General features: G+C 61.3%; 11 protein-coding genes. 3 read left to right on the plus strand and 8 right to left on the minus strand.

Annotated features, from left to right (window positions below; all coding sequences use genetic code 11):
* The first annotated feature begins 14 nt into the window (after window positions 1–14).
* Both QM782_RS20315 and QM782_RS20320 read left to right on the plus strand, forming a co-directional pair.
* A complete protein-coding gene (locus QM782_RS20315; RefSeq protein ID WP_415204689.1) occupies window positions 15–998 on the plus strand; it encodes a PoNe immunity protein domain-containing protein in 984 nt (327 codons plus the stop codon).
* Window positions 999–1,446: 448 nt separating this feature from the next.
* Window positions 1,447–2,100, plus strand: a complete 654-nt coding sequence (locus tag QM782_RS20320) for a hypothetical protein (RefSeq protein WP_415204690.1) — start codon at window positions 1,447–1,449, stop codon at window positions 2,098–2,100.
* Window positions 2,101–2,585: 485 nt separating this feature from the next.
* On the opposite strand, the gene QM782_RS20325 is transcribed toward QM782_RS20320, so the two are convergent.
* On the minus strand, window positions 2,586–3,050 hold the full coding sequence (locus QM782_RS20325) for a hypothetical protein (RefSeq protein WP_415204691.1): 465 nt from the start codon (window positions 3,048–3,050) through the stop codon (window positions 2,586–2,588).
* A gap of 350 nt (window positions 3,051–3,400) precedes the next feature.
* On the opposite strand from QM782_RS20325, the gene QM782_RS20330 reads away from it, so the two are divergent.
* Window positions 3,401–4,051: a DKNYY domain-containing protein gene (locus tag QM782_RS20330; RefSeq protein ID WP_415204692.1), complete on the plus strand. Its 651-nt coding sequence runs from the start codon at window positions 3,401–3,403 to the stop codon at window positions 4,049–4,051.
* Between the two features lie 177 nt (window positions 4,052–4,228).
* On the opposite strand, the gene QM782_RS20335 is transcribed toward QM782_RS20330, so the two are convergent.
* Genes QM782_RS20335 through QM782_RS20365 form a run of 7 tightly spaced genes read right to left on the minus strand, consistent with a single transcriptional unit; the run spans window position 4,229 to window position 13,204 of the window.
* Window positions 4,229–4,531: an ATP-binding protein gene (locus tag QM782_RS20335; protein WP_415205698.1), complete on the minus strand. Its 303-nt coding sequence runs from the start codon at window positions 4,529–4,531 to the stop codon at window positions 4,229–4,231.
* Window positions 4,515–5,087 carry an ATP-binding protein gene (locus QM782_RS20340; RefSeq protein ID WP_415204693.1) on the minus strand — a complete coding sequence of 191 codons (573 nt, stop codon included), beginning with the start codon at window positions 5,085–5,087 and terminating at the stop codon, window positions 4,515–4,517. Before QM782_RS20340 ends, QM782_RS20335 begins: the two co-directional genes overlap by 17 nt.
* Window positions 5,087–5,470 (minus strand): Mu transposase domain-containing protein, encoded by a 384-nt coding sequence (locus tag QM782_RS20345; protein WP_415204694.1) that lies wholly within the window; start codon window positions 5,468–5,470, stop codon window positions 5,087–5,089. Before QM782_RS20345 ends, QM782_RS20340 begins: the two co-directional genes overlap by 1 nt.
* Entirely contained in the window at window positions 5,470–8,721 is a 3,252-nt protein-coding gene (istA, locus tag QM782_RS20350; RefSeq protein ID WP_415205699.1) for an IS21 family transposase, read from the minus strand. Before istA ends, QM782_RS20345 begins: the two co-directional genes overlap by 1 nt.
* A 24-nt stretch (window positions 8,722–8,745) precedes the next feature.
* A complete protein-coding gene (locus tag QM782_RS20355) occupies window positions 8,746–9,801 on the minus strand; it encodes a T6SS immunity protein Tli4 family protein (protein WP_415204695.1) in 1,056 nt (351 codons plus the stop codon).
* Between the two features lie 5 nt (window positions 9,802–9,806).
* Window positions 9,807–11,552, minus strand: a complete 1,746-nt coding sequence (locus QM782_RS20360) for an esterase/lipase family protein (protein ID WP_415204696.1) — start codon at window positions 11,550–11,552, stop codon at window positions 9,807–9,809.
* Window positions 11,549–13,204: a DUF2345 domain-containing protein gene (locus tag QM782_RS20365; RefSeq protein ID WP_415204697.1), complete on the minus strand. Its 1,656-nt coding sequence runs from the start codon at window positions 13,202–13,204 to the stop codon at window positions 11,549–11,551. The genes QM782_RS20360 and QM782_RS20365 overlap by 4 nt, the downstream gene beginning before the upstream one ends.
* Window positions 13,205–13,219 lie beyond the last annotated feature (15 nt).

Raw genomic sequence — 13,219 nt, forward strand, 5'->3', positions numbered from 1 at the left:
CAAGAGTTTATCCAATGGAATTCGAGTTCAACCGGCGTCAACCCTTTGCAAGTGCCGTTCATAGCTTGGCCCGCATTGACTATCTTCTGTCAGAGCGGGACTACTGGCGTGATGGGCTAGGTGACGACGGGGATACACCCGAAGAGAAAAAGATGCTGGCAGGCATGACGCACGCCAGTTTTGCATACGAGCTGTACTCCTTGCGCTACACCGCAGGTGCTCCTATTTCCACATTGCGTGCCGAGCTGACTTCAGTAGTTGAAGCCTACGAGCGCTACCAGAAGGCTTTGGAGGTTTACGAGCAGATTCCGCAGGTGGCCCCCCTCGGCTTCGACGACCTGAAAGACTATGAGCGCGCCCTGCAACTGGTCAGCTTGTGCTACCTGCTGCATCGCCGCGACCTGCTGCCACGCTTGCGCGCGCTGTTCGACCCCGCCTATGGCGGGGAAGACACGGTGTATGAAGACCTGATGTCTTTCGACGTGGCCGGGCGCGCCGACGTTGACCAGTGGTACCACGCCGAGCCTTACACGCGATTGGTCAACTCCATGTACCTCGACCAACCCGAGGCGAATGTCGAACTGAAGGCGTATTGCGAGTCCTGGTACAAGTGCTTCGAGTACGCGCCTTGGCACAACAGCCATACGCGAATCGAAGGCACCGAAGGCGACTACTTCGGCTATTGGGCCTTCGAGGCGGGTGCCGTAGCGCTGCTTTACGACCTCGACGACAGCGCCATTGACCACATGGTCTACCCCCGCGATCTGGTCGCCTGGGCACGAGACAACAGCGCGCTGAGCGAAGAAGATTCCGCTGGCATTGCTCGGCTGCGGGTCATGGCTGGCGAACCGTGCCCGCGCGCGGGTTGGTGGGTGACGCCGGCCAAGGCAAACAGCAGGCGGCGCCTTGAAGCCGGCGAAACGATGCCTTCGCTCGGTGGCGACTACGGTACCACCATCTGGCAGTGGGACGAGCGTCAGGACGGTGGCCTCGCATAGCGCTGTTTCCGAAGGGCCGGGGGTCACCGGTGATGGGCGTGGGTTGGGTACTGTAACCGGATGCCGTCCAGGGAAGGGCCGGGCAAGGGGCGTTTGGCTGCACGCGTGGATGAAGGACGATGGTGCGAGGCGCCATCGCGTCGGGCGGTGGTTTCGCGATCAGCATGGCGGACTTCGATCGAAGTCCTGAGCCAAGGCGGGATTCGGGCCGGGGATTGAAGGTGGGATTGGGAGTGGCATGGGATGCCGGGATAGGGCACGATTTCGGTGAAATGGGCTTTAATCCTTCCTATACTGCGTCGAATGGCTCAAGAATGAAAATTTTCATATTCTCCCCCGGCCTCGCTCATCGTTCGCAATGGGACGATAGGTTCTCCCGAGACAAAAAATCAATGGCAACGCTGGCCTCCATTCAGCAACAGGAGAACCACCCAAAAGAGGAGAGGACATGAGCGCCATTCCCGCCGGAATAACAATAAAAATCTTCACGGCATTTCTTCTGCTGAGCACACAAATGGCCAATGGCACACCATTGGCGCCGGAGGATTCTCACCCATCCGTGCCTGAATTCGTAGGCAGGCTGAAATTCTCACTTCTTGGACAATCTGAAGTTTCCGCATATCGATTCAAAAGACTTCAGGAGGAAATTCAACAAGAATCAAATCAGCAATGGCTTGAATTTCTTGATGGTGCTGACGGCTCATACGGAAGAATTAGTACTCTCGGCAGCCACGGTTATATCAGCCATCCGCTAAAAATCTCCGAATTCGCAGGCTTGCTTTCCGATGTAAAAGAATGGCAAGGAAGAGCGCGCAAAATTTCAAACAAGCAGACCGCGCGAAGCGGTGACCCAGGAAAAAGAGTTTTCTCAGAAATTAATATCGGAGCTCAAGATAGTGTCGCATGGCAATTTAACGGCGCGTACCGATTCTTCGTTCGAATTGGAGACAGCGCTCTGCTATGGACAGTGAGCGCAGAAATCGCGAAAGATCAAATTACGCCAAACACTCCAGAGCAACTAATCACTGGTGCGAGAGCACGATCACTATACGAAATACCTTCCGATTCGGGGGTTTGCACTCCATATGCTCTTTTCCGATAAGGGAGGAGCGACACGAGATATTCGTTCACTCTATAGATTGATCGATCAACCCGATGTGCAAATCCTACTTAAAGATGCAACAGCAGCGGCCTATGAACCAGGAGTCCGCACTATCAACAATGAACCGGAGCTAGTGACCGTAGGCTTCTGGAGTCGATTACTTACACGGGCTAAAGAAGTGAGACCCCTCTGGTCTCCCAGTACGCGCCAAGTGAAAATTGCTGGCTATTCGGGACTGGTTTCATTTGTGAAGCTCACACGCGATGAAAACACTATTGACTATGGATATTTGGTGGTCGTGCGAGGAGACCCAAAAGCCAAAGAGGATACCCCTGACTTGATGCTCTACATCATCCAAAACAGTAAGCAGGCCATGCGCAAGGGCAATGACCCGGGATGCGTTCATCTCGATGGCCGAGCAAGTGTCTGCAAGCGTTCAGCGTCGAGAAGTTACAATCAGATAATCATCTGGCGCAGCATGATTGTCACGCCAGTTGTGCAGGCGGCACTTCCTGTACTTTCTGAGCGTGCGGCCGTGGCTGGCGCTCGCGAGGGGCGACTCCCGCGGGATTCACGAGTCGCGCGGAATCATCACTGCATGAGGATTGAAAAATTCGTTGCCCCTTCAATGTCGTGATCTTCAAGATTAATTTGTAAGAGCCAAGCAATCGCTCAGCGCCGTTGATGGCATCCTGCAACGAACGGAAGGCTCGCGTCTCATCAAGCGCATGGACTTTTTCCGTCATGTTTTTTTCAAGGATTACGTCCGTATGCATAAGGTACTCATCGCCGACCTTCTGGGATCTGACGCTTGTCCACTTGATCCCATCCTTGCCGGCCAGTTGCGTGGAAACGCCAACCTGCTTTCCGCGCTCAATAATATCTGTTGATGGCATATCGCCCCGGCGAAACCCGCGCCGATGCTTGCTCTTGGCCTGTGCGAGGGGCATTTAACCAGACCGTAATGATCCTTCCCATACCCAGGATTCGACCGATGTTCAAACTAGAGCGGCTCATAGCCTGGCTGAGGCCCGTGGTTGCAATCTGTGCCTGGCTCCTCCTCGCTCCTCCTTGTTTCGCCATCGAGAGATACGAATGCAGGGAGCATTGGTACAACCAGGGCATAGTCGCTTCCCATGACCGTCCGGCTGACCGAGTGGCCAGTTGCAAGAGAGCCGGCCCAGCCGGTCGCTGGGTAGGCGAGCACTACCTGGTGGTGGGAGGCAAAGCTTATTGGACCTTCTTCGAGAAGGAGCGCCACAGTCCCTGTTCCGGCAGGGGAAGCGGTGCCCTCGGCAACATGGCCGACCCCGTCTGTTACCTGCCTTCGCGCCTGCAGATTCACCGTACGATGGAAATACGCAAATTCTGGCTGGTGAGCGAGGATGGCGATAATTTTCGGCTGATGGGTTCCCATCGCACGGATCTGGTTGTCTGGCAACGACAACAACTGAACCGTTATGCTGCGGATCGAACGGCTGTTTACCTGAATGACGAAAAACTACCGGAGGCGGATCCACAAACTTTCGAAGTGCTCTTTCCGTATGGTAGCGATACCGAGTGGCAGGATTTCTACTTCGCCCGCGACCGGCACAATACCTATATCGACACATATCTCGTCCCCGACATCGATCTGGGCAAGATAGCGTGGCTGCCACTGCGATGCATTGAGGGGTCGATCAGCTGCCGGGATTCCGCCGATCACGTTGCCCGTATCGGCATCGTCGGGCGGGATATTGTGTTCCTGCGCGATGGAAACCGGCCCACTGTATTCCGTAACCAGGCGAAACCGGACCTGCTCTGTTTTCGTTTCTCGTATACCAGCTATTGCCGAATCGATGGCAAACTCTATGCGATCCAGCCGGCTTTCGAAGCAGAGGCACGCCTGATCGTGCAGGATCCAGCGCTCCAGCGGGATTTCGATGCGAGGCTGGCGGCTGGTAAGCCATGAGGCTCCTCTGGCGCAGGCTTGAACACCCGTGCAAGACAGCGTGTCCAGCCCAGGGCATCGCGCGGTTGTGCACCTGCAGGGCGGCGCCTACCAGGGGCAACGCATCCTGGCGCCCGAGACCACGCGCCTGATGCACCATGTGTCAAGGGCATTTCAATTTTCCGCACCCGTGGCGATCTAAATTTCCCCACCCGGTTGTGAACCCTCGTTGTCGTTGGCCCGGATGAGGCTGGCTTTCAGCTTGTCCTTCAGTCGGTACGAGTTGCCTCGGATGTTCAGCGTCACGGCGTGGTGCAGCAGCCGATCCAGGATGGCGGTGGCGATGATCCGGTCGCCGAAGACATCGCCCCAGGCCGAGAAGCTCTGGTTGCTCGTCAGGATCATGGGCCCGCGCTCGTAGCGCCGGCTGATCAGCTGGAAGAACAGGTTGGCTCCCAGCCGGTCGATCGGCAGGTAGCCGATCTCATCGATGATCAGCAGCCTCGGGGTGGCGGTAGACCTTCAGCTTCTCGTCCAGCCGCCCCTCCGCGTGCGCCCTGGTGAGCACGGCGATCAGGTTGGTCGCCGTGGTGAACAGCACGCGGTAGCCGTTGCCGATGGCTTTGAGGCCCAGCAAGACGGCCAGGTGCGTCTTGCCCACGCCCGGTGGCCCCAGCACGATGACGTTGTCGCCATGCTCGATGAAGTGGCAACTGGCCAGCGCCTGCACCTGCTTCCTGTCGATGGAGGGCTGGTAGTCGAGCTCGAAGGTCTCCAGCGGCTTGACGAAGGGCAGCCGCGCCATGGCCGTGCGCATGGCGATGTTCTTGCTGGTCTTGGCTGCCACTTCCTCACCGAGCACCTGCTCCAGGAACTCGGCGTAGGGCAGCTCCTGGGCGGCGGCGTGCTGCAGCAGCGCCTCCAGCCGCTCGCCGCTCTTGAGCAGGCGCAGCTTGCGCAGGTGCTCGCCCAGGCGCTCGAGCTGCACCGGTGTCGTCACGGCCGAGGGCGGCATGACCGCCTGGGCGAGCTTCGGGGTGCGGGTGGTGCTCGTCATCACGCAGCCTGCCGCGCGGCGTTGAGCAACTGGTCGTAGACACTGAGGTCCCGGACCTGGACGTCGCGTTCGCTGTGCACTGGTGCCGGCCGGTCCGCGACCACCGCGAAGCGCTGGCGCTGGTTGCGCGGGATGGCCCCGGGTCCATGCTCGGGCAGCACGCTGAGCTGCGCGCGCCCGCCGAGCACCGCGTGCTCGGCCACCACCTTGCCCTTGTGGCGGATGACCCAGTGGCCACCCTCGCGGGCGACCTGCACGGTCTTGCCGATGAGCCGGAACGGCACGGAGTAGCGGTTGGCATCGATGGCCACCAGCCAGTCCTCGGCGACCACGCGCTCGCGCACCACCGCCTCCAGGAAGTTGCGCTGGCCGGCGGCGGGCATCAGCGCGCCCCGGCTTCTTCGGCGAAGCGGTCGATGGGCCGCTGGTGCGTCGTGCCGTGCACGCGCACGTCGGCGATCTCGGCCTGCCAGGCAGCCAGCTGGGCGTTGAAGTCCTGCAGGTCCCGGAACTGGCGACCGGGCACGAAGTTGCGCTTGATGTACTTCACCACGGACTCGACCTTGCCCTTGGTCTGGGCGCGGTAGGGGTGGCACAGCCGGATCACGAAGCCCCAGTGGCCGGCAAAGGCCTGGAAGATGGCGTTCAGCTTGGCGCGTCGCACCCCAGTGTCATCCTCGCTCGTGCCGATGGTCCCCGTGCGCATGCGGTCGTACAGCAGCGTCTGGCACACGCCGCCGAAGTGCGCGAAGGCCCGCTCGTGCGCCGACAGCAGGCTGTCCATGCGCTCGTTCAGGTAGCCCTCGGCATAGCCGCGCCGGCTGTAGCCCAGCGTCATGACGAACACGTGCACGCGGGCGGGCTGGCCGCCGAACCACACCTTGACCTGGCCCCAGTCGACCTGCGCCTGCTCGCCCGGTGCGCTCTCAAAGCGCATCTGCGTGACCGCGGCCACCGAGGCGTTCGCGCGCAGCGGCCGCACGGCCACCTTCACCACCTCGTCGCAGCCGCTGAATCCGCGGCTGCGCAGTTCCTGGTACAGCACCCGCGCGGAGAAGCCGACCTGCGGCGCCCTCGCGCGCAACCAGTCCATGTGCGCATCGAGCAACGTGGGCCGTGCCACTTCGCGGCTGTATGGCTTCCACTTCTCGCGCCGCAGGCAGCTCCTCACCGTCTTGCGGTCCAGCCCCATCTCCCGGGCGATCAACGAGACGGCCTGCCCTACAGCACCGCGCTCCCGGATCGCCTGCCATGGCTCCTGGCCAACCACGGCCACCTCCATGCTCCGTTCTCGAACGGGCACGGTAGCGGCCGGCGCCGCCACGTCTTGCTCTCGCCTCTGTACTTCCTTGTCCATCTCTCGCTCCTTTGCGTTGTCGATGGGTGGGGAAATTTCAGATGCCACAACTGGGGATTCTTGGAGTGCCACTGACACCAGGCCCTTGAGCACGGTGTGCAGCGCCCTGGCCGGTGGCTGGGTGTCATCAAGCGCGCTCTGATCGGTCCGCACGCTGCCGATGGCCTCGGCCAGCTTGACCGTCTGGTGAATGCCCGCAGCCTGGCTGAAGGTCCGCGCCAGCGTAGCCAGCTGCCCCTGCAGCGCCATGTCGGCCACGTTGTCCCCGGCCGGCTCCTGGACCTGCGTGCCGTAGCTGCTTAGGAGCACGCCCTGGCCGGCGCGGATGGCCCCATAGGCATCCGTCCTCAGCTCGAAGCCCGCGCCTCTCAAACTCCCCCGGTGGTTGTCGGCCTGGTGGATGAGGTGCCCCAGGTTGAGCTGGGTGGCGTGCTGGGAGGTGGCCAGCTGGGTGCGCAGCTGGGCATCGGTGTCGTCGAAGACGAGCTGGTTGAAGCCGGGGCCGCCGAACTCCTGGGTCTTGGTGCCGGACAGGGCGGCGGCGTTGGCCTGGCCGGCGGCCTGGAGGCTGGCGTGGCCGGCGCCGTGCCAGGCCGGGCCGTGGCCGCCGGGGCCGGCACCGATGAGGTTGCCCTGGGCGCCGGGGCGGTGGTCGCCCGAGGTGGCCAGCGCGCCGGTGTCGTCCTGGGCGGCCATCCCGCCGGGGGTCGGGGACAACCCGGCCTCGCCACGGCCGTTGTACAGCGCACCGACCACCAGGGGCCGCTCGACATTGCCGTCGACAAAATCCACCAGCACCCCCTGGCCGATGCGGGGGATGAACTGCGCGCCCATGCCGGCGCCGGCCCAGCGCTGCAGCACGCGCACCCAGGTGCTGGCCGTGCTGGTCTCGGGGCCCTGGGGCAGGCATTGGAAGTCGAAGCGGATGCGCACGCGGCCCAGGCGGTCCATGTGGATCTCCTCGGGCCCGCTGGCGCGCTCCTGGCCGTCGGGGCCGACGACGGTAGCGGTGAGCAGGCCCGGGGCGCTGGGCACGGGGTGGCGGCGCGCGCCGGTGCCGTCGAGCAGCTGGGGGCGCCAGGGCACGCTGGCGCGGATGGCCGTGAAGGCGTTGCCGTAGCCGGTGGCGGCGGCCTGCGCGCGCAACTCGGCGTCCAGCGGCGGCGAGGTGTCCAGGGCGCCTGGCACATCCAGCGGCGGCGCGCCCAGCGCCCGTGCGATGGCGTCGCTGAAATCCTTGGGCAGGTTGTTGATGCCGGCGTGGGTGACGGCGGTGAGCAGGAAGCGGCGGTGCTCGGAATCAGGTTGATCGGACAAGCCGGGCAGGGCGTCCAGTTCGCTGCCGGTGAGGTGGAACCAGTGGCCAGCGGTGAAGCTGCGCACGGTGGAGCGGCCGATCCAGGCCTTGTGGCGGGCCTCGTGGGCCTGCTGCTGCATCAGCTGGGCGGCGCGCTCGGCATCGGCGGTGTCGGCAAAGGCGTAGGCACCGGCATCGTCGAAGTCCTCCAGCGCCGGGGGGCCGGCGAAGGCGGCGGCGGTGGGCACGCTGGTGGCCACGGCACGCTTGGCCTTGTAGTCCCAGGCCAGCACCGTGGTGGCGGCCACCGGCAGCCGACGCCGCCCGCCGAAGGCCTGCACGGCGTCCTGCATCTGCTGCGCGCCGCTGGCGTGAAAGCGTACGCCGGCACCACCAGCGCTACTCAGGGTATCCAGGGCGCCCAGGACACCGGCGCTCACCACATCCTCGGGACAGGCGGCGCGGCCGGGGCTGTCGGCCAGCAGCACCAGCGCGTGGCCCAGCGGGGCGTCGTCCTGGCGCTGCAGGCGCATGGCGATGCCCTCGCGCGCGAGCAGGCGCTGCACGAACGCCAGGTCGCTCTCGCGGTACTGCACGGTGTAGCTGCGCACGCCGGCATGGGCGCTGGTCTGCAGGTGCGCGGCCACGCACGGCGCCCACTGCCAGGCGGCCTGGGGGTAGGCGGCGAACAGGCTCTCGACGATCTCCACCACGCTGCGCCCCTGCCAGACCTGGCTGCGCCGGCTGTGCGCCAGCAGCGCCAGCCAGGGCTGCATGGTCAGGCGGTAGCGCGCGAAGCCGCCGTCGGCGTCCTCGGCGATGGCCTGGGTGACCAGGCCGCTGCGCGGCAGCTCGCTGCCGTCGGCCAGCCGGCTCCACAGCGTCAGGCGCTGGCCCAGGAACTGGGCGGGCTCCAGCGTGGCGTCGGGCGACAGCGTGCTCACCGACAGCGTCCAGGGTTCGTCCAGCGCCTCGTGCAGCGTCCAGGTCGGTGGCCGTTGGGGTTAGAAAGAACCAGGCCGAACGCGAACTGACTTGAGCATATCGTCCCACAGCCTTAAGCTGTCGCTTTCCGAAAGGCTAGCATCTACATACTCACCACTAGCAACTTGGCCTCCCATTCGCATGCCAAGGTGAATATGTGGGTCATTAAGTCTTGCGGGAGTAGGCAACAAGGTCTCGACATCAAAATGCCGCACGACCTTGTTTTTTTCCTTAAATGTTTTAACGATTTCTTCTGCGGCTTTTCCTGCTACTATCGTCTTGCCACGTCGTACTATGGTGCCTGTGTCGGCGATCATTTTCAAGGCCCCGATCTCATTGTCTATTCTGCGTAGCATGCCGCCGTCGTTCTTCGCGAGCATGGAGTCAATGAATAGCTCAATTCCTATATCGGGGTAGCGTTTACTGCCGGCGAAGACTGTAAATACTTCTCCGTCATGGTTGTCATTAATGAGCATGTTGCCAAAACATGTTCCTTTACCTGCGTGCAGAGGGTCGTCCGCTGCAGTGATACGATGGGCCATTGAGATGAGTTCGGACTCTATCTCTTTCGGGTTGTCGGTTTGAGATGCGTTGTTGTAGATTTTGCGAGATATTCGCCCGATGGAGTTGCCTCGTTGCATGATGATCTCCATTTTTAAGGCAGGGAAGGGCTCTCTATAAGAAACTATGAGCACACTGAAATCATCAATCACCTTGGATTCTGCCAAGTGAGTATGGGTTGGTGTGTCTGGTTCTCGCTGAGCTCTTAAATCTCCTAGGCGCTTTTCAACCAATCTGCGAAATTTGTGTTGATCTGAAAGAAAAGCAAGAGGCTCGAACTTCGTCGTTTGGAAGTCTTTGGTTAGTCCATAATAGAAATCTACGTCGCCGCTGAATTCCATATCCACGGGTAAATCAATGAGAAATCGCCCAATGCAAGTGGTGCGAAGTTCTGGCAAAGGCATAGCAGATTTTATGGCCGAATCTTTTGGGTTCAAGGCATAGAGGAAAGCCGCAACAATCAATGCAATGGCGCCACATGCCATGGCCCACGTTCGATACGGAGTGCGACGCATGGATGTTACGCCAGATTCTTTGCGGCCCCTGCGATCTTATTAATGGAGTAAAGTGTCGCGCGGCGTGCCATGGCGTCGTTGTAGGACTTTTCATGTGAAAAGCCGATAAGCTTGAACTGCTGCTTCACTTCGCTTGGCCCATGTCTGAGTGGCGCAGAGCCTGAACTAATCGGAACTGTTCCATCGCCAGCCCCATCCTGCATCTCGCCGTGAAGTTCCCACTGACTTGTTTCGTAGATGGATACACTACTTCCCATTGGACTATAGGTGGGTTGAATTACTGTTTTTCCACCGACATACTCAGGATTGATTCCATCCATTCGCACTTCCTGAGGAGATAATTCTTGTAACTTGGCGGCAGGAAGCGACTTGTCGCTACCTTCAGGGCGAAGGCCCTGCCGAATACGCCATGTCATGGTCTCGAAGCTGGGCTGTTTTGGGTCCGCACCATAGTATGCGTATGTTTGATGGTGATATTTTCTTCCAAGTTTTGAATGAAAATCTCTCGCGGTATTGAGATTGTCAATGTAGTCGGACCATTTGATCTTGGTGCCCCCGGATGGGGCCAACCAAGATTCATTGACTAAGCCCCACCAGTGATCACGATTTGAGTAGATTTCTGAATATGGATCGCAACTGTCATTTGGCCCGCTGCTAGGTAGTTGCAGTGCTGGCTTTGATGCAGTTTGGGAGATTCGCAGCCATTCTGGCTTGTATAATTGAGAAGGGAGCAATTGGAGCGCCTCTGGAGCTTGAGAAAAAACTGCGGTAACTTCCTGGCCATTGCCGCCAATCACAAGACTGGCCAAATAGCTTTCGTCACGCATTCCCAATTTGCAGCGTCGATAAGCTACGGCGGCACCAGTGGCCGGCATTGCGCCGTGGACGATGCCAGCAATTTTATCTGACATGTCTGATATTTGAGCACATGCTCTGGCAACTAAGCCTCCCATGGAATGGGTAACAAGAATCACCTGTTTGCAGCGAAAGGCGCCGATGTTGTTCTTGTCAATGATCCCTGTAATCCGAGTGGCTAGCTCCGCGGCTGCAGCGGAATTGCTTGCTAACCAGTTGTAGCCGACAGCATAGACCGGGAATAGGAATTTTCCGCGTGCGATTAGGTCATTGGAAAAAACAGGAGAAAATGGCTGTTTCTCTGATCCAAAAGGTTCGCCTTTCATGCCCATGCGCAATCCAAGAGAGAGTTTTGGCTGGCTGTTAGAGGCTGGCGATGGACCGATACTGGCTTGCGTTTGGTGATAGTCGGGCCATAGTGCGGGGTTGCGTTCTCCTGGATTCAACGCTTCTTCAAGCCATAGTAGAAATTTGTGATAGGAGCCTTCGCCGACAGTGCCCCATCCTCGATCGCGAAAGGTTTCCACGACATGAACGGTACCAACCGGCGTAGATGGGATAGCACCTTGGTCATCCACTTCGCAACGATCGGGATGCAATAGTGTTTGTCGCAAACCCGGACCTTTGGTGAGAAAATCATTTAGTAATCCGGCAGGCTCCCCGCCTGTGGTGTCTAGTCGCCAGATCGGAGTCGGTTTGATGGCACCTTTGGCTCGTAAATTGGACCCCATAATCCCTGGTACGAATACCACAGGCAGTACATTAAATGGTCCTCCGATTAGGCGGACTGTGTCGGTGATGTTGGAGCCGGTTAAGGTCCACTCGAACATGGCACGGCCACTCTTGTCTGGCCGTGCCACTTGGCTGCGTCGGATTTCCGGCGGAACGGCGCTCACGGTTTGCTCCCTTCCGAAATACGACCAACCACACGAATTTGAAGTCGTGTACGGTCAAAGCCTTGCTGCAATGGAAGTATGCCTTGTGCATCGCTGACTGCCGGAACAACGGTGCCATCAGGCCGGATGATTTCAATTCGCATGTTTGCGATGGGGTCACCAACTTCGTCTATTAATTGGAACTTCTCGTCGAATCGCATCATGCTGCGGGGTAATTCCACCGAAGGTGCTGAAATTCTGTCTGCGCCCTCAAACGACTTCTGGCTGGCATGGACGGTGATCGTGCCCGGGCACTCGACGGTGATGTTGCCGCCCTCGAGGGTGACGGACGCGCCACCGGCGGTGGACAGCACGATCCGCTTGGCCGCAGCCCAGTCGATGTGGGTGGACTGCGACTGGATGGTCACGTCCTGCTTGGCCGCCACCTGCATCCGGTCGGCCTGGGCCTGCAACTCTACATCCCCCCGTCCAGCGATGAGGGTGATGCCGGTGCCTGTCGCCTGCTCGCCGGGCTGGATCGCCCCGGCCAGGATGCCGATGGCCTGCCCGGTGTGGATGCGGCTGGCGCCGGCGCTGGCGAGGTGCGTGTCCTGCCCGCTGGCGATGACGATGCCTTCGCCGGCGCTCCACTGCAGGTCCTGCCCGGCCACGGTGGCCAGGCCGGCCTTGGCGGCCACCTCCACGACGGGTTGCGTGAAGTGCGGCAGCTTGCCTTGCTCTGTGGATGTGCTATCGGCTGCCGCGTCAGCCCGGGCGGCATCGAAGCCTGTCTCGTCCACCATCCCCTTGAGCACGGTGTGCAGCGCCTGGGCCGGCGGCTCGCGTTCGCTCAGGGTGCTGGCCTCGGCCTGCCGGCTGCCGATGGCCTGCGCCAGCTTGACCGTCTGGTGAATGCCCGCAGCCTGGCTGAAGGTCCGTGCCAGCGTAGCCAGTTGCCCCTGCAACGCCATGCCGGCCACGTTGTCCCCGGCCGGCTCCTGGGCGTGCGTGCCGTAGCTGCTCAGCAGCACGCCCTGGCCGGCGCGGATGGCGCCGTAGGCGTCGGTGCGCAATTCGAAGCCCAGGCCGCGCAAGCTGCCGCGGTGGTTGTCGGCCTGGTGGATGAGGTGCCCCAGGTTGAGCTGGGTGGCGTGCTGGGAGGTCGCCAGCTGGGTGCGCAGCTGGGCATCGGTGTCGTCGAAGACGAGCTGGTTGAAGCCTGACCCAGCGAACTCCTGAGTCTTGGTGCCGGACAGGGCGGCGGCGTTGGCCTGTCCGGCGGCCTGGAGGCTGGCGTGGCCGGCGCCGTGCCAGGCCGGGCCGTGGCCGCCGGGGCCGGCACCGATCAGGTTGCCCTGGGCGCCGGGGCGGTGGTCGCCCGAGGCGGCCAGTGCACTGGCATCGTCCTGGGCCGCCTGGCCGCCGGGCGTGGGAGCAAGCCCTGCCTCACCACGGCCGTTGTACAGCGCACCGACCACCAGGGGCCGCTCGACATTGCCGTCGACAAAATCCACCAGCACCTCCTGGCCGATGCGGGGGATGAACTGCGCGCCCATGCCGGCGCCGGCCCAGCGCTGCAGCACGCGCACCCAGGTGCTGGCCGCGCTGGTGCCGGGGCCCTGGGGCAGGGTTTGGAAGTCGAAGCGGATGCGCACGCGGCCCAGGCGGTCCATGTGGATCTCCTCGGG

The organism is Pseudorhodoferax sp. (genome assembly GCF_047601025.1).
Lineage (GTDB): Bacteria > Pseudomonadota > Gammaproteobacteria > Burkholderiales > Burkholderiaceae_C > Pseudorhodoferax.

Bases quoted from the DNA above. Each gene is read 5' to 3' on its own strand.
- QM782_RS20355 (WP_415204695.1), bottom strand. From the start codon at position 9,801: ATGCGTCGCACTCCGTATCGAACGTGGGCCATGGCATGTGGCGCCATT.
- QM782_RS20345 (WP_415204694.1), bottom strand. From the start codon at position 5,470: ATGCCCGCCGCCGGCCAGCGCAACTTCCTGGAGGCGGTGGTGCGCGAG.
- QM782_RS20330 (WP_415204692.1), top strand. From the start codon at position 3,401: ATGGCCGACCCCGTCTGTTACCTGCCTTCGCGCCTGCAGATTCACCGT.
- QM782_RS20320 (WP_415204690.1), top strand. From the start codon at position 1,447: ATGAGCGCCATTCCCGCCGGAATAACAATAAAAATCTTCACGGCATTT.
- QM782_RS20365 (WP_415204697.1), bottom strand. From the start codon at position 13,204: ATGGACCGCCTGGGCCGCGTGCGCATCCGCTTCGACTTCCAAACCCTG.
- QM782_RS20325 (WP_415204691.1), bottom strand. From the start codon at position 3,050: ATGCCCCTCGCACAGGCCAAGAGCAAGCATCGGCGCGGGTTTCGCCGG.
- QM782_RS20315 (WP_415204689.1), top strand. From the start codon at position 15: ATGGAATTCGAGTTCAACCGGCGTCAACCCTTTGCAAGTGCCGTTCAT.
- QM782_RS20340 (WP_415204693.1), bottom strand. From the start codon at position 5,087: ATGACGAGCACCACCCGCACCCCGAAGCTCGCCCAGGCGGTCATGCCG.